General features: G+C 50.9%; 17 protein-coding genes. 10 read left to right on the top strand and 7 right to left on the bottom strand.

What is annotated here, in order from left to right; translation table 11 throughout:
* The gene (locus PJDR2_RS22675; protein WP_015846064.1) at positions 1-561 is read right to left on the bottom strand and encodes a GbsR/MarR family transcriptional regulator; all 561 of its coding nucleotides are present in this window, start codon (positions 559-561) and stop codon (positions 1-3) included.
* A 227-nt stretch (positions 562-788) separates the two neighbouring features.
* Here PJDR2_RS22675 and PJDR2_RS22670 point away from each other — a divergent pair, with 227 nt between their 5' ends.
* From PJDR2_RS22670 to PJDR2_RS22640, 7 genes are all read left to right on the top strand, one after another.
* On the top strand, positions 789-1,988 hold the full coding sequence (locus PJDR2_RS22670; RefSeq protein ID WP_015846063.1) for a quaternary amine ABC transporter ATP-binding protein: 1,200 nt from the start codon (positions 789-791) through the stop codon (positions 1,986-1,988).
* A complete protein-coding gene (locus tag PJDR2_RS22665) occupies positions 1,985-2,821 on the top strand; it encodes an ABC transporter permease (RefSeq protein ID WP_015846062.1) in 837 nt (278 codons plus the stop codon). The genes PJDR2_RS22670 and PJDR2_RS22665 overlap by 4 nt, the downstream gene beginning before the upstream one ends.
* Positions 2,822-2,830: 9 nt before the next feature.
* Positions 2,831-3,706 carry a glycine betaine ABC transporter substrate-binding protein gene (locus PJDR2_RS22660; RefSeq protein ID WP_015846061.1) on the top strand — a complete coding sequence of 292 codons (876 nt, stop codon included), beginning with the start codon at positions 2,831-2,833 and terminating at the stop codon, positions 3,704-3,706.
* A gap of 72 nt (positions 3,707-3,778) precedes the next feature.
* Positions 3,779-4,447, top strand: a complete 669-nt coding sequence (locus tag PJDR2_RS22655) for an HAD family hydrolase (protein WP_015846060.1) — start codon at positions 3,779-3,781, stop codon at positions 4,445-4,447.
* A 199-nt stretch (positions 4,448-4,646) separates the two neighbouring features.
* Positions 4,647-6,113 carry a sensor histidine kinase gene (locus PJDR2_RS22650; protein WP_015846059.1) on the top strand — a complete coding sequence of 489 codons (1,467 nt, stop codon included), beginning with the start codon at positions 4,647-4,649 and terminating at the stop codon, positions 6,111-6,113.
* Between the two features lie 21 nt (positions 6,114-6,134).
* Entirely contained in the window at positions 6,135-6,827 is a 693-nt protein-coding gene (locus tag PJDR2_RS22645) for a response regulator transcription factor (RefSeq protein WP_015846058.1), read from the top strand.
* A 130-nt stretch (positions 6,828-6,957) separates the two neighbouring features.
* Positions 6,958-8,436 (top strand): S-layer homology domain-containing protein, encoded by a 1,479-nt coding sequence (locus PJDR2_RS22640; protein ID WP_015846057.1) that lies wholly within the window; start codon positions 6,958-6,960, stop codon positions 8,434-8,436.
* A gap of 73 nt (positions 8,437-8,509) precedes the next feature.
* Here the strand turns inward: PJDR2_RS22640 and PJDR2_RS22635 are convergent, their stop codons facing one another.
* The 5 genes from PJDR2_RS22635 to PJDR2_RS22615 are packed head-to-tail and all read right to left on the bottom strand — an operon-like array spanning position 8,510 to position 14,162.
* Entirely contained in the window at positions 8,510-8,995 is a 486-nt protein-coding gene (locus PJDR2_RS22635; protein WP_015846056.1) for a GNAT family N-acetyltransferase, read from the bottom strand.
* Positions 8,996-10,159: a YheC/YheD family protein gene (locus PJDR2_RS22630; RefSeq protein ID WP_015846055.1), complete on the bottom strand. Its 1,164-nt coding sequence runs from the start codon at positions 10,157-10,159 to the stop codon at positions 8,996-8,998.
* Positions 10,159-11,535 carry a YheC/YheD family protein gene (locus PJDR2_RS22625; protein ID WP_015846054.1) on the bottom strand — a complete coding sequence of 459 codons (1,377 nt, stop codon included), beginning with the start codon at positions 11,533-11,535 and terminating at the stop codon, positions 10,159-10,161. Before PJDR2_RS22625 ends, PJDR2_RS22630 begins: the two co-directional genes overlap by 1 nt.
* Positions 11,532-12,773 (bottom strand): YheC/YheD family protein, encoded by a 1,242-nt coding sequence (locus PJDR2_RS22620; protein WP_015846053.1) that lies wholly within the window; start codon positions 12,771-12,773, stop codon positions 11,532-11,534. The genes PJDR2_RS22625 and PJDR2_RS22620 overlap by 4 nt, the downstream gene beginning before the upstream one ends.
* A gap of 12 nt (positions 12,774-12,785) precedes the next feature.
* Positions 12,786-14,162 (bottom strand): YheC/YheD family protein, encoded by a 1,377-nt coding sequence (locus tag PJDR2_RS22615; RefSeq protein WP_015846052.1) that lies wholly within the window; start codon positions 14,160-14,162, stop codon positions 12,786-12,788.
* 204 nt (positions 14,163-14,366) lie between these two features.
* Here PJDR2_RS22615 and PJDR2_RS22610 point away from each other — a divergent pair, with 204 nt between their 5' ends.
* Positions 14,367-14,657, top strand: a complete 291-nt coding sequence (locus PJDR2_RS22610; RefSeq protein ID WP_015846051.1) for a hypothetical protein — start codon at positions 14,367-14,369, stop codon at positions 14,655-14,657.
* An 85-nt stretch (positions 14,658-14,742) separates the two neighbouring features.
* Here PJDR2_RS22610 and PJDR2_RS22605 read toward each other — a convergent pair whose 3' ends face one another.
* On the bottom strand, positions 14,743-15,081 hold the full coding sequence (locus PJDR2_RS22605; RefSeq protein WP_015846050.1) for a helix-turn-helix domain-containing protein: 339 nt from the start codon (positions 15,079-15,081) through the stop codon (positions 14,743-14,745).
* Positions 15,082-15,264: 183 nt separating this feature from the next.
* Between PJDR2_RS22605 and PJDR2_RS22600 the strand changes: the two genes are divergently transcribed.
* Both PJDR2_RS22600 and PJDR2_RS22595 read left to right on the top strand, forming a co-directional pair.
* The gene (locus PJDR2_RS22600; RefSeq protein ID WP_015846049.1) at positions 15,265-15,759 is read left to right on the top strand and encodes a hypothetical protein; all 495 of its coding nucleotides are present in this window, start codon (positions 15,265-15,267) and stop codon (positions 15,757-15,759) included.
* A gap of 19 nt (positions 15,760-15,778) precedes the next feature.
* Entirely contained in the window at positions 15,779-17,116 is a 1,338-nt protein-coding gene (locus tag PJDR2_RS22595; RefSeq protein ID WP_015846048.1) for a DRTGG domain-containing protein, read from the top strand.
* The last annotated feature ends 73 nt before the right edge of the window (positions 17,117-17,189 follow it).

Raw genomic sequence — 17,189 nt, 5'->3', positions numbered from 1 at the left:
TTAGTCTTCCTTAGGTATAAAATCGAATATTTCACCGGATTCGAACGAATCGATTAAACGGTGCAGCCAGCGGTAGTAGTTAAGAGCCTCGTTAATTTTCTGCTCATCAACTGAAGTGATTTCCTGCAAGGTGCTGTTATCGGGATCTGATGTTTGAAGCGCGTGAATCTCTTTTAATGACTTTTGCAGAGAGGCCATGTTGCTTTCCACGGCTTTCCGCCATTTAATCGAGAAGAAGTCCGTAAAGTTCTGGTACCAGTCGGGAACAACCTCGTAAAAGTCTTTCCTCGAGCCTTTGCCCCATACCTTATCGATCATCTTCAAATCCATTAACGTCCGCATGCCGGTGCTCATGGATGTTTTGCTCATTCCCATCTGCTGGCTCATTTGATCCAGGGTAATGGGGTCGTTTTGAAAATACATATAACCATACAGATGGCCAATTGATAAAGTTATGCCATAAAGATCCATGTTTTTTCCGATCGAGTCAATCACACGCTGGCGGGATACGTGCAGCGACCGTGATTGCTCGGGCGTTAAGCCGCCTATGTTTTCGTCCATAATTGCCTCCTGGCTCACCTTGTCACACTTCAATTGTTATTGTAAGCCGATCTGAATTTAAATGTAAAGCTTTCATTTCCATATGCATTATGGAGGAAATGAAAGGGATCAGGAGTATTCATATCGTAAAGTTTAAACTGTACGTAAATTACGTACGGATATTAGTGTTGACTGATCAAGGTTATAAAGCCTAAACTATCGTCAGACCAAAAAAAGGGAGGGAGAATATGTCCATCATCGAAGCCAAACAACTGACTAAAATATTCGGGAGTCATCCGGAGCAAGCGATGCAGTTCCTCAAGCAGGGATGGACGAAAGAACGAATTCTCAAAGAAACAAGAATGACAGTAGGGGTAAACCAGGCTAGCTTCACGATTGAGGCAGGCCAGATCTTTGTCATCATGGGTTTATCCGGAAGCGGCAAGTCTACCTTAATCCGCTTGTTGAATCGATTGATTGAGCCTACGTCCGGTCAACTCTTGTTTGAAGGGCGGGATATCGTTCAGATGAGCGCCAAAGAGCTCAGGCAATTCCGCCGCAAAAAAATGGGAATGGTCTTTCAGAAGTTCGCTCTGTTTCCTCACCGGACGGTTCTGCAAAACGTAGAATACGGCCTTGAGATTCAAGGAATCGAGAAGCAATCGCGAAGGCAAATGGCCGAGCAAGCTTTGCAGCTGGTAGGCCTTGGCGGATGGGAAAACAGCTATCCGGATCAATTAAGCGGAGGCATGCAGCAGCGCGTCGGATTGGCCAGAGGGCTGGCCAACGATCCGGACATTCTGCTAATGGACGAAGCGTTTAGCGCGCTTGATCCGCTAATCCGCAAGGACATGCAGGATGAATTACTGCAGCTGCAGTCCACCATGAAGAAGACGATTATCTTCATTACCCACGATCTTGACGAAGCCTTGCGCATCGGGGACAAGATTGCGTTAATGAAAGACGGCGTTATCGTTCAGATTGGGACGCCTGACGAGATCTTAATCAAGCCGGCTACCCCGTACGTTGAAAAATTTATAGAGGATGTAGATCTCTCCAAAGTGTTGACCGCTGCTCATGTCATGCGGAAGCCTGCAACGATTACTTTAGAACGCGGTCCGCGTGTTGCCCTTCAGCTCATGAAGGAGCAAGGGGTATCGAGCTTGTATGTGACCGATAAAGGGAAGAAGCTTCTTGGCGTCATCACGGCAGAGCTTGCTTCCGCGGCACTGAAAGAGAATTTATCGATAGGAGATATTCTGATTAAGGAAGTACCAACCATAGACTCGGCAACACCGATTAATGAATTATTTGAGCCTATGGCGGCCTCGAGCATTCCGCTCGCGGTAACGGATGACACGAACCGGCTGCTTGGCATCGTCATTCGCGGGGCCGTGTTTGCCGCACTTGCCGGAAACGCAATACCAGAGGCAGGTGGTGCAAGGTGAATAATATTCCTAAGCTTCCGTTAGGGAACTGGATTGAATCGTTGGAAAGCTGGTTAGAAAATCATTTTACCCCTTTGTTTGACTTCATCCGCCTGATTATAGGCTCCATCGTTGATTTTCTGCATAATGTTCTTCTCTTCAGCCCTTCAATCCTTATGATTCTGATTATTACGGCATTAGCCTGGTTCCTCGGAAAATGGAAGGTTGCCGCGTTTGCGCTGATCGGGCTGCTCTTGATTGATAATCTAGGCTATTGGGAGCATGCCATGGAGACTTTATCCATCGTGCTTACGGCATCGTTGCTTTCCATTATTATTGGCGTGCCAACCGGCATTTTGTGCGCACGAAGTTCATTCTTGCAAGGTATTATAACTCCTTTGCTTGATTTAATGCAGACGATGCCCGCATTTGTCTATTTGCTGCCGGCTGTATCATTCTTCTCGCTGGGGGTTGTGCCCGGTGTGATCGCATCGATTATTTTTGCGGTACCGCCAACGATTCGCCTGACGAATCTCGGTATCCGGCAGGTACCTGTTGAACTGGTGGAAGCAGCCGATGCGTTTGGCTCCACGCCAAACCAGAAGCTGTTCAAACTCCAGCTGCCCATGGCGCTTCCTACAATGATGGCGGGAATTAATCAGACGATTATGCTGTCGCTGTCCATGGTTGTTATCTCTTCCATGATCGGAGCGCAAGGACTAGGGGCCGACGTATACCGCGCGGTTACTCAGACGAAAACCGGAATTGGCTTTGAAGCGGGGATTTCCATTGTTGTATTGGCCATTTTACTTGACCGGATGTCTAACCATATCGTGAAAAAAAATAAACGCTAGAGGTGAAGCATGTTGAAGAAAAAATGGGGATTGGCTTTAACAGCGGTAATTGTATTGGCAGCTGCGCTGGCAGGCTGCTCACAGAAAACGGACTCGAAAAAGATTAAACTGGCTTACGTGGCTTGGGATTCGGAGATTGCAAGCACAAATGTCGTTAAATATGTTCTGGAATCGAAATTGGATTATTCCGTTGAACTGCTGCAGGTAGATGCAGGCCCCATGTGGGCGGGAGTTTCGGACGGCAGTGCCGATGCGATGGTAGCGGCTTGGCTTCCAACAACGCATGCCTCGTATTTGGAGAAGTACGGCAGCAGCGTAGAGGACCTTGGTCCAAACCTGGAAGGAACAAAAACAGGGCTTGTTATTCCTTCCTATATGAAGGAAAACTCGATAGAAGATCTGAATAACGAAGCAACCGGTAAATCCGTTGATTATCAGATCATCGGGATTGAGCCTGGTGCCGGTATTATGCAGTCAACCGATAAAGCGCTGAAGGACTATGGCCTGGATGGCAAATGGAAGCTGATCGAAAGCTCCTCGGCCGCTATGGCAACGGAGCTGCAGAAGGCTTATGAGGCGAAAAAACCGATTGTCGTTACGGGGTGGACGCCGCACTGGATGTTTGCCAATATGGATCTGAAATATTTGGAGGATCCAAAAGGCGTGTACGGCGGTGAAGAAAGCATCCATACCATTGCCCGTAAAGATCTGAAATCGGATAAGTCCGATGCTTATGCGCTGTTGGACCAGTTCACTTGGACGGCGGACGATATGGCTCAGGTCATGGTTGCCATTCAGGGAGGACAGTCGCCGGAAGAGGCGGCGAAAGCCTGGGCCGACAGCCATTCGGATCAAGTCGACAAGTGGCTGGAAGGCATTAAGTAATCTTGGCTGCAAGGTTGCGGCATGTCCCCCTATCCATTATGATAATGGCAGACTTCAAAGGGGGAAAATGTCATGGCGATTCAATTTGACCGGCCGGATGCGGTAATCTTCGATATGGACGGCACCTTGTTTGAAACAGCTACCCTGCTGGAAACGGTGCATGAGCGATTGTTCCGTACCTTGCGCGAGGAAGGACTATACGACCGGACTCCTCCGCTCGATGATTTGCTTGGCTGCCTCGGCATGCTGCTCGAGGATATTTGGCGCAAGCTGATGCCGGAAAGCTCGGAAGCCGCGCGTCTTCGCGCCGATGAGCTGATGGTGCAATATGAGCTGGAGGAGCTGGAAGCGGGAAGAGGAAGATTGTACCCTCAAACCGCGGAAACGCTGAAGAGCCTGAAGGAGCAGGGCATCAAGCTGTTTGTGGCAAGCAACGGGCTGGAGACTTACGTCAAAGAGGTGGCGCGTTTCCAAGGTATTGCGGAGCTGTTCGACGGCTTGTACAGCGCGGGCGAATTCCAGACGGCGAGCAAGGTTGACCTTGTCGCCAAGCTGCTCAGCGACCATCGGGTCAAGACAGCCTGGATGGTAGGCGACCGTTCCTCGGATGTGGAAGCGGCAAAAGGCAACGGCCTTGTCGCAATCGGCTGCGCGTATGCCGGCTACGGACGCGACTCCGAGCTGGCAGACGCAGACGTTTGCATTCACGCCATGCCGGAACTTCTAGCCTTACTAAAATAATTATAAGATGGCGTCACAGCGATTAAACTGTGACGCCATTTTTCTGTTCTTTGCCGTTTATAAATTGTTTATATGTTGTTTGCGGACTTGTTACACCTTTCTGCTATGCTTTAATGGGCACCATCCCTAAAAATCTTGTTTAGGTTATGCCGAAATAGCTTACACTTAGCAAAAATAATACAGAGTGCGGTGATGTACATTGTCCTTGCGATTCAGATTGCTGCTATCGTTTACCTCGGTCGTAATTGTATCGGTTATTCTATTTGTCTTGTCTTCTTATTTGCTGTCCGTTGCCGTAACGGGAGATGTGCGCAGCTTCAATAATTTCTACAAAATTCATTATTCGCTCCATCCGCTGTCGGAAGAAGAAGAGAGTCTCTTTCTGGATCTGAAATATTTGGCGAAAAACGATCCGGAGCAGTTAAAGAACATGCGGCTGCTGGAAAAATACAATACCGATCTGAAAATGGAAAAGGCCGCGCTTGTTGTCCGCGTAAACGATTCGATTCTGTATGCGGCGCCTTCGCTTAGCGGCGTCGATTTTCCGGCTATCCTGCCGGAATACGATTTGGGAAACAACGTGATCCGCAATACGCTTAACGCCGGAAGCCGGTTTTTCTCCTATTCCAAATTTGACTTTTATTTCTCGGCCGAATCGAAGGAGAAAGGCAGCATCTTCGTCATTCACGAGAGAAGTCCGTTCGCCCAGGTCATCCGCAGAATGCTTCCGATTCTGATCGGTTTGTTTGCGGTCATCTTATTGCTGACCGGATTTCTCTTATACCGTTACGTCACCCGTCAAATCATTAAGCCGCTGGAACAGCTTAGACGGTCCGCGGAGCATATCAAGGACGGGGATTTGACGTTTGAGCTTAGAGCGGCGTCGAAGGATGAGGTTGGACAATTGGTCCAAACCTTTGATCAGATGCGTCAAAGGCTGTACGAGTCGATTCAGCTGCAGCTTCATTACGAGGAGAACCGAAAACAGCTGATCTCGAACATCTCGCATGATTTGCGGACGCCGATTACAACGATTAAGGGTTATGCCGAAGGGATCCGCGACGGTGTCACCAACACGGAAGAGAAGCTGAACAAATACGTGTCGGCGATTCACACCCGCGCGTCGGACATGGAACGGCTCGTGAACGAGCTTCTCTACTTCTCCAAGCTGGATTTGAAGAAGGAGCCTTTTTCATTCCAAAAGCTGGAGCTAAGCCCGTTCCTCTATAATACGGCGGATGATATGTCGATTGAATTCCATAATCAGCATGTGGATGTAAGCTGGGAGAACATGCCGGAGCAGCCGCTGTTCGTGCTTGCAGACCGCGAGAAGCTGAAGCGGGTTCTGATCAATCTGTTTGATAATTGCCTCAAGTATATGAATCAGCCGCCAAAGCGCATTACTATTGAGGTTAATCGCGATGAGGACGATGTGGTTATTACGATAACGGATAATGGTCCCGGTATTCCAGAGGAAGCCATTCCTCATATTTTTGAACGCTTCTACAGGGTGGAGCCTTCTCGCAATCAGACGGCTGCCGGAGGGAGCGGGCTTGGCCTTGCCATTGCCCAGCAAATTATAGAAGGACATGGCGGCAAAATCCGGGCCAGCAGCGAGCTTGGCCGGGGGACAAGTATTTCTTTTACGCTCAAACGAGTGCAATAACGATAACAAGGCGGTGAAGGCATGACGCGCATATTAATTGTGGAAGACGATCCCTATATCGCGGAGCTGCAGAAGGACTATTTTGCGCTGCACGGGTATGAGGCGGAGATTTGCCATGACGGGCAGGACGGACTCAAGCAGGCATTAAGCGGAGATTACGATTTGATCATACTGGATATTCAGCTTCCGGGCATGAGCGGGTTCGAGATTTGCAAGACGATCCGGGAGCGGCTGGATGTGCCGATTCTTATTGTGTCCGCCAAAAACGAAGAACTGGATAAGATCCGCGGCTTTGGCTTTGGCGCGGATGATTTCGTGACTAAGCCATTTAGTCCCAACGAGCTGGTGGCAAGGGCCAAGGCCCATCTGGCACGGTACGAACGGTTCAAGAGCGGGCAGAAGATTAGTCCCGATGACAGCCTGCGCATCCGCGAGCTGACGATTAACCCATCCTCCCATCGCGTATTTGTGCATGAGCAGGAGGTATTTCTTACGGCGAAGGAATTTGAAGTTCTCGTCTTTATGGCGACGAATCCGAATCGGGTATTCAGCAAGGATCAGCTGTTCGAGAAGATTTGGGGACTGGATTCGAATGGCGATATCGCGACGGTGACCGTTCATATCTCGAGAATTCGGGAGAAGCTGGAGGCCGATCCGTCCAATCCCCAGTTTATCGAGACCGTGTGGGGAGCGGGGTACCGCTTTACGGTCTAACGCTGTTTTGTAAAAAGTTATCGAACAGTTTATAGTTTGTTTACACTTTCTTTTCAGCGAATTTAGAGCGGCGGCCTAAGATAGATTCAGGAACAGGCAATCACTTTAAACGGGAAAGGAAAGATGAGTAATGAAGAAGATTCAGCAAAAAGCGGCTATCGCGGCTTTAACGGTATTAATCGGAGGAGGGGCGCTACTGCCCGTCCAGGCAAAAGCGGCGTCCGCAGGTCCGGTCGCTAGCGCTTCGGCTTATTTTGACCAATCGGTAGAACAAGTGATCCAGCAGCTCGTCAGCCAAAAGGTGCTTCAGGGCTATGAAGACGGAACGATGCGCGCGGAGAAGAAAATCACCAATGCCGAGCTTATCAAGATGATTGTGCTTGCGCTTGATCTGGAGACACCTTCGGATTCCAAGGCAGCTAATAATAAATGGTATACCCCTTATGTAGACGCGGCTGTAGCTGCCGGCCTAATCGAAAGCGCACAAGGCTTCCAGCCTAATCAGCCGGCATCCAGCACGGATGCTGCCCAGTATGTTGCCAAAGCCCTGCAGCGGGATACGAAATCGGTCCAATACTGGATGTCGGGCATGAAGATTGACGGCAAGCAATTGAACCGGGGCGATGCGGCGAAGCTACTCGTCCTGTCGGAACAAGCGATTCGTTCTTCCAATGCGGAGATTGTATCCGTCAAGGCTCTTAATAAAATCACATTCGAGGTCACCTTCACGGCTCCTCTTACCGCTCTGGACGAAACAACGGATCAAGCCAATGCCAATTTCACCTTTAGCGACGGCATTAAGCTGGTTAACCAGCCTCGCCTGAAGACCGGAGCTATCGCAACTTATATTATTCCCGTGCAGACGATGAAGCCGGGTACAACGTATTCCTTGAATTATAAAGGCAAGCAGGACTTTACGGTTGCGGCAAGCAATGAGATGATTCAGCTTCAAAATGTACGCCAGGTTACTTCCGATACCTTTGAAGTTGAGTCGTTCCGTTCGGGCGGCGTTATTGATTACGGTTATCTTATTTCCGCTTATGCCGGCGGCCGCGGTGCGGATGCCGTAGTATTGGATGAGAACAATAAGCTTGACGGCCAGCAGATGCAAGTCATTTCGTCGCTTGCAACAAGACAAGCTGTCCTCACATCCGAGTCCGGAGAGCAGACGGCGGTCAACTATGTTGGCTTTACGCAATCGACCGACGGTAAGCAAGAGCCTAAATTCCGTCTGCCGGCGGGTAAGACTTTGCAGCCAGGCGTGAAATATACGGTCACTTCCGATTGGTTCGCCGTGAAGAACAGTACGTTTACCGCGCAAAGCATCGAGCCGCTTGAGATCGGAGCTGTTGATAAGGTAAATGATACAACGCTGAACGTAACGCTGACGGCAGATCCCGGCGACGAGCTGTTTGCTTACCGTTCCATTGAGCTTAAAGGCTCTGACGGGACTACCTTGACAGCGCAATACAAAGTACAGACCCGTAAAGGCGCCGTTGGCGTATTTGAGCTTCAGAATAACGGCAAGCTTGGGGCTGGCGTTCAATATGAAGTAAATCCTGTCGGCAGCTGGGCAACGGCAAATAACGTGAAGCTAAGCTCGAAATGATTAATGGTTCCAACAACCATGTGGATGAGTATCCGCATGGTTTTTTTATTGTCGGAATCGTTTGGAATACTGCTTACTTTTGCTGCTCAGAAGGGGAGGTCGGCGGCATAATCTCCTCTTGTGACCACTCGAAACGCAGCGTTGGCTTGCCGGTAGGTCCGGTAGACATGGAGACCGCCTTCATGCCAAGGCGGAAGAAGAGAGTCAGGCTTGGCACGTTGTCGAGCGCAACCTGACAGGTCAATTTCCCCAGCTTCTTCATAATGGCTTCCATCACCGCGTACCCGATCCCAAGGCCACGAGCCTCGGGATGGGTTACGATGATGCAGCATTTTTCGCCTGCTTCCTCCGCATAGCCAAGTCCTACTATCCGGCTGCCAAACCGCGCGAGTGCAATAACGGTCTCGCTTTCCTTCTGCGAGAGCAGCTCGGGAGGCAGGCGACGAAGGGAATGGATGGCTGCAACCGTCAGCCGCTTCTCCCCGAAACGGACGGCAAAATCAATTAGTCTCTTGCGTTCCTTCGCCCATTGTTCGGGGGTAAGCAGCTGCAGTTCCATCTATCTCGTCGCCTCCTGCCTTACTCGTTCGTTTCTCATTCTGGCCAGATAGGTGCTGTATTGGAAAATCCGTTCTAGCGACTTCTGCCGGATATGCGGCTCGTCAAACTTCATCGGCTTCGAGTTGGCTTCGAAGAACCAGATATGGCCTTGACTATCAATGCCTAGATCCATTGACATTTCGCCAAGCATAAAGCCGGAGCCTTTTTCAATCTGTCTGGCGATCATAATCGAGGTTTGCTTGGCTTTAATCAGAATCCTTCTTGCCTGATCGGCGTTGAAGGAGCTTTTCAGCAACTTCTCGGGATCTTCGATGGAGCCGCCTCTCGGGACATGGGTCGTAATGCTGGAGGAGCCGGCTACCCTTGCGCCAATGCCGGTCAAATCCCATTTGCCGCGTTCGTTTTTTTGCACGAGAGCCCTGAGATCAAATTGGCGGTCATTAAAGGAAGCCAGCTGAATGCCTTGCTGAGCGATATAAGGCTCGCTGCCGCATTCTTTCTTGATGCGGTTCCACAGCTTTTGAAAATCCGCGCAGCTGAAGGTAGAGCTTTTTTTGTTCTCCTGCACCTTAAGCAGATACGGAAGCGGTTTGTCGGGCTGCACCTTGACCGTCATAATGCCTTTTCCGGCTTTGCCGCTCTCCGGCTTTAGGTACAGGAACGGATGCTTCTGCAGCATTCTCTCCAGCCTTGCCGCCGTTAACAGCTTGCGGGTTGCCGGGATAAACGGTTTGGTCGACTTGCTGCCGCGCAGCCATTCGAACAAATACCATTTGTTGAAGAAGGAAGGGTTGAACAATTTGATACGCGGATCCCGCATGCAAGCGGCAATTTTGTTCCGTACGGCAGGCAGCATTTCATCCTCGCGCTGCGGAATCCGGTTATAGATAATATCCGGGAAAGGCAGCAAACGCTGCTGCCATGTATCCTTCTGTTCAATATAGACAAATCCCCGCAGGCTGGAACGGTTCAGGACCAGGTTTTTGACGGTCAGCACATAGACAAGAAATCCTTTTTCTTGACCCGTTTTGATAATGTCTGCGAAGTTATTCCGGTTACCCCGGAAAAACTGTTCGTCATTCTCAATCGTCAGTATGGCGAGTACCAGGCGTCCAGCCGGCCGGTCATACACCTCTTCTTTCTTCGATGCTCTTAGTTCCATTAGCTGTTCCCTCCTTGAAACTTGCTGAGGTACAAGCAATGATCGACGATGCATTCTACGGATGCACGGCCTTCCGCTTCTAGGGAAGGGTGCTTGAAGATGGAGCGTCCCGGCTTTGCATTGGCTTCGAACATCCAGATATCGTTATCTTTATCGATGCCGATATCGAGGCCCAGCTCGCCAAGCCGGTGCGGATAATTACGCTCAATCGCCTCAGCCATTTTGATGGAGACCTTCTTCGCATTCTCCAAGATCTCTTTGCCCTTTGCTCCGAATGCGCGGTTCAGCGCCTGCTCCGGCGTCATGAGCGAACCGCCGTTTTTTACATGGGTCGTTACGCTGCCTTTGCCGGCTTTTTTCGCTCCTATGCCTGCCGGTACCCATTCATTCTTGCCGTTCTTGTGCATGTGGAAGCGGAAGTCGAGAGGGCAGCCGTCAATCTCCACCAGCCTGATGCCCTGCTGCGCGACATAGCTGCTCAGAGTTGCACCGTGACGCGCTTGCAGCATCTTATACAGGCTGTTGAAGGAAGAGAAGCGCAGCAGGACGTTTTTTCCGTTCTTCCGGTAGCGGGCGAAGTAGCCGCGCTTCGGATGGTAGGTAAGCCGGTAGATGCCGACGCCTAGACTGCCTGCCGTTGGTTTGAAATAGACGAAATGATGCTTCTCTAAAAGCTGCTTCAGCTTCTCGCTTGTCGGAGCGGATACGGATTCCGGCAGATGCTGAAGAGCCTCCGGATCGTTATCCAGCAGCTTATACACATCCGATTTGTTAAAGAAGCCCCAGTTGAAGAAAGGAATCTTCTTGCGAAGCAGCCTTTCGCGGAGAGACCCGATATAATTGGACGTCTCCGCTTTGCGGCTCCGGAGCCGGTTATAGATGACATCGGGAAGCGGAACGGTTTTGCGGTACCAACCGCCTTGCGAGTTGAGGAAGTAGCCGAGTACCGTCTCCTGCTGCCAGTTGATATCCTGAGGGGTAAAACCGAATAGGAAAGCTTTACGGTCGCCGGACCGGATAATCTGCTTGATAAAGTTTGTTCTCATGCCAAAGGGCTGGCCGTCAGATTGGGTATAGCCCGAATCGCTCAATACACCGATGAGCGGTCCGATCTGCACCTCGTTTTCGCCGTTTTTGTGGACGAAGATGCTGCCGGTTTTGGGTACCCGGATGTATTGCCTGACCCCGGCGGACAAATAAAGATGATTGCCTTGGCGCCTGACAGGCCTGACGGCTGTTGTTATCACTTCTTTGCCAAGCTTCAGGTGAACGGTTTTTTTGCCGGACAGCTTCAGCTCCTTGAGAAGCGTGTTGGATAAATAAATGACTTTATCCGATTGTTGAGAGAAATGGACGTTACAAGTTGTCAAGCTCATGGGTGAACCTCCTGAACGTTATCAGACCGGATCCCTCTGTCTACCTGACAGTCCTGGATCTGACCTGTTGCGGAGTCGTTTATGATCAAAGGTTTGTTAAGCCGCTGCGTAAGCAGGCGGGCATATCGGAGCGGCAGTTCAACGGACCGCCGCTCTGCCTGGTTGTCGCCGGACTGCCGGAAGGAGGAACGTCCCGGCCTGGAATTAACCTCCAGCAGCCATATCCGTCCGTCCGGTTCGATTCCGAAATCAATACCCAGCTCGGCTAATCGTCCGTAGTTGTTTTCCAGCTTCTCTGCTGCCTGCAGGCTGGCATCTATTATTTTATTCATAATCCGTTCAGCTTTTGCTTCGCCAAACAGACGGGACAGATAATGGGATGGCGGGCTTGCCGTGCCCCCGCCATGCAGATTGGAAGTGACGGTTCCGGAACTTCCGGCACGGACGGCAGCGCCGGTTACGCCCCAGCGTCCCTTGCCGTTTTTCTGCACAAGTACACGAAGGTCAAACGGATTGCCGTCCGGATCTGTCAGCTGCAGATATGGCTGTGCGATATAAGACGCATTCCCCATAAATCTGCTGATCCATATCGACAACGAAGAATAGTGTTTGAAGCGATGCCGGAACGGGAGATTGCTTCCGGTTCGCCCGGCGGCAATCCATTCGCGGGTCAAAGGGAATTGCTTCAGATGAATAGCCCCTTTGCCTTGCATGCCCGCCGATGGTTTAAGGAACAGCTCCTCGCCATTACTCTTTAGGAGACGCAGGAGAGTGTCCGGGCGGTCGAGCCTGGTTGTGGAAGGAAGAAGCGGAGCCAGAAGAGAGTCCTGGCGAAGCGTACTGTATACCTCCCATTTGCCGGGAAGGCTTCCGTTTAACGTCGTCACGGGCTTTTGTTCCCGGATGGCAGCAAGCACCGCTTTGCAGAGCATGCGCTCTTCAGCCGTTCGATAGAAACAGCGGTCGTAGAGGATATCCGGGAGCGGGCAGGGTTCCTTCACCCAACTGCCATGGCGAAGCCGGAAGGCAGTCAGCTGTCCGGTTTTCTCCTCGTATTCGGCGGGGGAGAAGACATACAGGTCAATGGCGAGACGACCGGCCGCTTCGCTGAGCATTTGCGCGAATGCCGGCTCCGGCAGCTTAATGCTGCTTGCTTTGCCTGATGTATGACTCTCCGGTTCTGCGCCGCCGTCTATAAAGGCGACATACAGTCCTACTCTCACAAGCGCAGCCTTCATAAGGCCCTCCGGTTAGAATCCCGACAGGAAGCGGGAGTATTGAATGACATTTCGGACCGATGGACGGATTTTGTTGTCATTTTCCTGATTGAGAGGCGTGTTGTCGCTCTTCGAAGGCTTGGAGTTAACCTCCAGCAGCCATACGCGGCCGCTGGTATCCAGCGCCAAATCGATTCCCAGCTCGCCGAAATGTGCCGGAATATGCTTATCGATTCCTTCGGCAATCGTTAGAGCGGCTGTTCGAAGGCGTTTGGAGGCCCCTTCCTTGCCGGCAAAAATATTGGAACGCGCGACAGCTTCGCTCACGGTGCTGAGCGTTCCGCCGCGTGCGAGATTGGAGACAAAATGCTGGCTGCTCGCGGTACGCGCCACCACCGAAGTCAGCGTCCATTTGCCTGTTGCGTTCTTCTGAACCACGGCACGGAAGTCGACCGGCCGCTTCTGGATCTCGATGAGGCTCAGTCCTTGCTGGGCTTGATATTTAATGGTTTTCATCTTGGTTGAAATGTTCGAGAACAGCTTCACAAGGTTTGGGTATACCTGCCGTCTTGTACCTGTGCCGGTTGTAAAATGCGCTTGATAGCTGTCTCCCTCTAGCCTTGTCACTCGGATAATGCCTTTGCCGAGACTGCCTTTGGAAGGCTTGAGGAATACATTGCCGTAACGGGAGCACATCGATTTCAGCGTTGTATAGTTGCGGAGAAAGTGGGATTCCGGCAGGTAGCGGCGGACACTTTCGTCTTTTTTCAGCGCATCGAAGACTTCCATTTTGTCCAGGAACTTTTCGTTAAACACGCTGACATGATGAGTATTCTTTATCTCTTTGAAAAACTGCTGTACTGAAGAACGGCTTTCCAGCTTGCGAGACGTCAGGCGGTTGTTCACGACATCCGGCAGCGGAAGCTTAGCCCGTTTCCAACCGTTCGCAAAGGTCCAGCCTTCGATTTGCTTGTCGCTGCTTCCCGAGATATGGTTCGGAGTAAAGAAGTAAACATGCGCTCCCTGATTCGCGCAGCCGTCGATCAATTCCTTGCAGAACATCGTGATCGTGCCGAACGGTTTGTCGGGCGTACTCGGATAATCACGGCTAATCAGAACGCCGATCAGAGGCCCAAGCCTAAGCGTGGAAGACGAGGAATCGTAGCTCAGGCGAAGAGCGGTGCTGCTAAGAATGCCCATCTGTCTGGCGAGCGATTGGTTCATGCGCATTCCGTCGTACTTCGGTACCGGAATTACCTTCACCGTCTTCTTGAATGTTCCGAACCGCAATACGATCGATACGCTGTGAGAAATATGCCATTGCTTCAAGTAGGCTTCACCGAGCATAATCGTATCTTCCGGAAGCATGCCGGAGCTGATAAGCTGAACGGCTACTTTCGATTTTTGCATTGTGTAAATCTCCTTCCAAGCAGGAGGATGACGAAAAGCGGATAAAGGCCCATAGGTGTTTTACACGAATTACTTCATCATATGAGGACATCTATCCCTTGGTGATTGGCCAAAGAAATTAGTGATGCGGTCATATCCGGCGGTTTGTCTTCATAGGATAGTGGTGCGGACAAGCAAAAGCTAAGGAAGCGGGAGTTGAGATGAATGAGGGGAAAAGCCCGGCATATTATTTATCTGGCAGTTGCTTTGGCGATGCTGTTCTACGGGGTGCCAAAACTGGATCTTACGGGTCCATGGAATGCTGTGACGATATTCGGGGTAGTGTGGACGTTGTTTGCGCTGCTCGTCATTGCCGCTCACTTAAATGCGCTACTCTGGATGAACGAGCAGAAGAAGAAGGAACTGGACCGCATCAAGCGGATGAAGAGAAATACCTGGGAGCGCAGGCTGCAGCAGGCGGTGGACAGGGGTTCGAACCGAAGTGCAAGAGGTTAAGGTATAGACGCAAAGCCCGTGCCCCCGTAAGGGGGCTTTTTCATTTGCTGCGCCTCTATTAGGGTGGCGAAGCCGCAAAAGCGTGTTAATCGATATCTTTGAACTGAACAAGCTGCTTGACGAATTTGTAGACAGCTTCTTGTTCCTTGACGGATAAACCCTGAAGCTGAGAAGCGATTTTCTCCGCATAGGTGCTGTCCTCGTGAGGTGTCCCGGGCATATGGACCAGCTGCTCAAGCGGACATTGGAGAGCGTGGGCAATTTTGCTTAATACATCGACCGTTGGACTCTTCTCGCCGCGTTCCACCTGCCCCATATAGGAGCCGTTGATTTCCGCCCGCAGAGCCAGCTGCTCTTGGCTGAAGCCCTTTTGTTTGCGTATTGCCCGTATATTCTCACCGATATTTCGGCTGATTTCGTTCACATTCGTCACCTCAGCCTTAAGATAGAACTTTCCTATCCCGGCAACAACGTCTTATAGTCCTTATTAAAAATAGTGCCTATAGTCATTGACCAAAGGTTATGCTTTTTATTATAATTGTGTAAAAAGGTTCTACCTATTAACATCATTTCCTGAATAGGAACTTTTTAACAAGGAGCAACGCTTATGGTTGATGAGTTTGAGTTTTTTCGAAACGTACAAGCTTACTATCAGCATATGCGGTTTCATGTGCAGTTCACGTACCGCATTCTACATAAGACCAATAAATCGGCGAGTGCGCACGGCAGCTTTAATTGCAGGGTGAATCCCCGCACGCAGCAGGTGGAATATCAGATGAGCCTGCAGTCGGAGACGATCGCAAGGCCGTTTAGCGAGAAGGGTTCCTTTTTGTTTTCCAGCCAATATCCGGAAATCCCTCCTCAATCCGTCGTCATTGAGAATTATCCGATTCTGAAGCAGAAGTATCCCGTTCCTATCAATTATGATTGGTACTCCTTTATATTTAAAGGAACGCAAGAAGCATTTACGGTGCAGTCCCTCCAGCAGGTATTCGACAAATATCGTTGTACCGGGGCAGACGGTGAAGACGTCGATGCAGGACTAAAGGTCGCAGCCGTCTCTATCGACTGGTATAATGGAATGAAACGAACGAAGGTTTAATTGGGGGAGGGCGGTGCCGGTGGCATCCGTTTCCGGAATGGATACAAGCACGAAACGCGAACAAATTCTGCAATACATAGAGACGCTCGATATTGGCGAGAAAATTTCGGTAAGGGCAATCGCCAAAGCGCTTGGCGTTAGCGAAGGAACCGCTTATAAAGCGATTAAGGAAGCGGAGGCTTCCGGCCTTGTAAGCACGAAGGAAAGAATCGGGACGGTCCGCATTGACCGGAGAAGGCGCGAGGCGCTGGACCAGCTGACCTTCGGGGAAGTGGCGGAGATCGTCGAAGGGCATATATTCGGCGGTACTTCGGGCCTGGATAAGTCGCTGCACAAATTTGTTATCGGCGCAATGGAGCTGGATGCGATGCTACGCTACATCGATGAAGGCAGCCTGCTTATTGTAGGCAACCGGGGTGGCGCGCATCGCTGTGCCCTGGAACAGGGAGCTGGCGTTCTGATTACGGGCGGATTCGAGCCAAGCGAGGAAGTGAAGGCGCTGGCCAACGAGAACGGCCTTCCGATTATTTCGTCCCGGCATGATACGTTTACCGTAGCTTCGATGATTAACCGGGCGATGTATGACCGGTTGATCAAACGCAAGATTATGCTTATTGAAGATCTGATGACGTTCAGCAGACCGGCAGATGTGCTGCGGTCCGGCAATACGCTGCTCGACTTTCACAAGCTGAGCCGCGAGACCGGCAATTACCGGTTCCCGGTTATCGATGACCGGGGCAGGGTTGTTGGCATGATGACCTCAAAGGATGCAACCGGTTCATCGGATGATAGTCCTATCGACAAGCTGATGACCCGTCATCCGATCACGGCAGCGCCTAATATTGCGGTGACTTCAGCGGCGCATACGATGGCGGCGGAAGGGATTGACCTGCTGCCGATAGTTGATCGTCACCGAAAGCTGCTTGGGGTCGTAACCCGCCAGCAGCTTCTGGACGCTCTCCGTTTTGCCGGCAAGCAGCAGGAGATCGGAGAGACCTTCGACGATCTGATCTGGTCCGGCTTTGAAGCGGAGGAAGTGGATGGCGTTCCGCTTTACAAAGGAGCCATAACGCCTCAGATGTCCGGATCTCTTGGCATGGTGTCCGAAGGGATACTGGTCACCTTGATGACCTTGGCCGGACGTCAGATGATTCGCGACGCAGGCAAGCGGGACTATCTTATTGACGGAATGACCGCCTTCTTCGTTAAGCCGGTCCAGATCGACAGCCAAATTAAAATTGTTCCCCGCGCACTCGAAATGAGCCGCAAATCGACCAAGCTCGAGATCGAGCTAATTGATCAGACGGGGTTGGCGGCGAAGGCTATGATGACGGCTCAGATGATTGATTCGTATTAGGGTCAGTCTTACAGAAATGTATCTCCTTCCGGCCGCTGTTGTAATCGTGAATTTTAGAATCAACTCGCCTATG

This window comes from Paenibacillus sp. JDR-2, from assembly GCF_000023585.1.
Lineage (GTDB): Bacteria > Bacillota > Bacilli > Paenibacillales > Paenibacillaceae > Pristimantibacillus.
The sequence above is the reverse complement of the archived record's forward strand: the minus strand, read 5'-3'. Positions and strand labels throughout refer to the sequence as shown.

Coding starts and splice junctions, on each gene's coding strand:
- PJDR2_RS22610 (WP_015846051.1), top strand. CDS start 14,367: ATGAGGGGAAAAGCCCGGCATATTATTTATCTGGCAGTTGCTTTGGCG.
- PJDR2_RS22600 (WP_015846049.1), top strand. CDS start 15,265: ATGGTTGATGAGTTTGAGTTTTTTCGAAACGTACAAGCTTACTATCAG.
- PJDR2_RS22640 (WP_015846057.1), top strand. CDS start 6,958: ATGAAGAAGATTCAGCAAAAAGCGGCTATCGCGGCTTTAACGGTATTA.
- PJDR2_RS22635 (WP_015846056.1), bottom strand. CDS start 8,995: ATGGAACTGCAGCTGCTTACCCCCGAACAATGGGCGAAGGAACGCAAG.
- PJDR2_RS22630 (WP_015846055.1), bottom strand. CDS start 10,159: ATGGAACTAAGAGCATCGAAGAAAGAAGAGGTGTATGACCGGCCGGCT.
- PJDR2_RS22675 (WP_015846064.1), bottom strand. CDS start 561: ATGGACGAAAACATAGGCGGCTTAACGCCCGAGCAATCACGGTCGCTG.
- PJDR2_RS22620 (WP_015846053.1), bottom strand. CDS start 12,773: ATGAAGGCTGCGCTTGTGAGAGTAGGACTGTATGTCGCCTTTATAGAC.
- PJDR2_RS22625 (WP_015846054.1), bottom strand. CDS start 11,535: ATGAGCTTGACAACTTGTAACGTCCATTTCTCTCAACAATCGGATAAA.
- PJDR2_RS22615 (WP_015846052.1), bottom strand. CDS start 14,162: ATGCAAAAATCGAAAGTAGCCGTTCAGCTTATCAGCTCCGGCATGCTT.
- PJDR2_RS22660 (WP_015846061.1), top strand. CDS start 2,831: ATGTTGAAGAAAAAATGGGGATTGGCTTTAACAGCGGTAATTGTATTG.
- PJDR2_RS22645 (WP_015846058.1), top strand. CDS start 6,135: ATGACGCGCATATTAATTGTGGAAGACGATCCCTATATCGCGGAGCTG.
- PJDR2_RS22670 (WP_015846063.1), top strand. CDS start 789: ATGTCCATCATCGAAGCCAAACAACTGACTAAAATATTCGGGAGTCAT.
- PJDR2_RS22655 (WP_015846060.1), top strand. CDS start 3,779: ATGGCGATTCAATTTGACCGGCCGGATGCGGTAATCTTCGATATGGAC.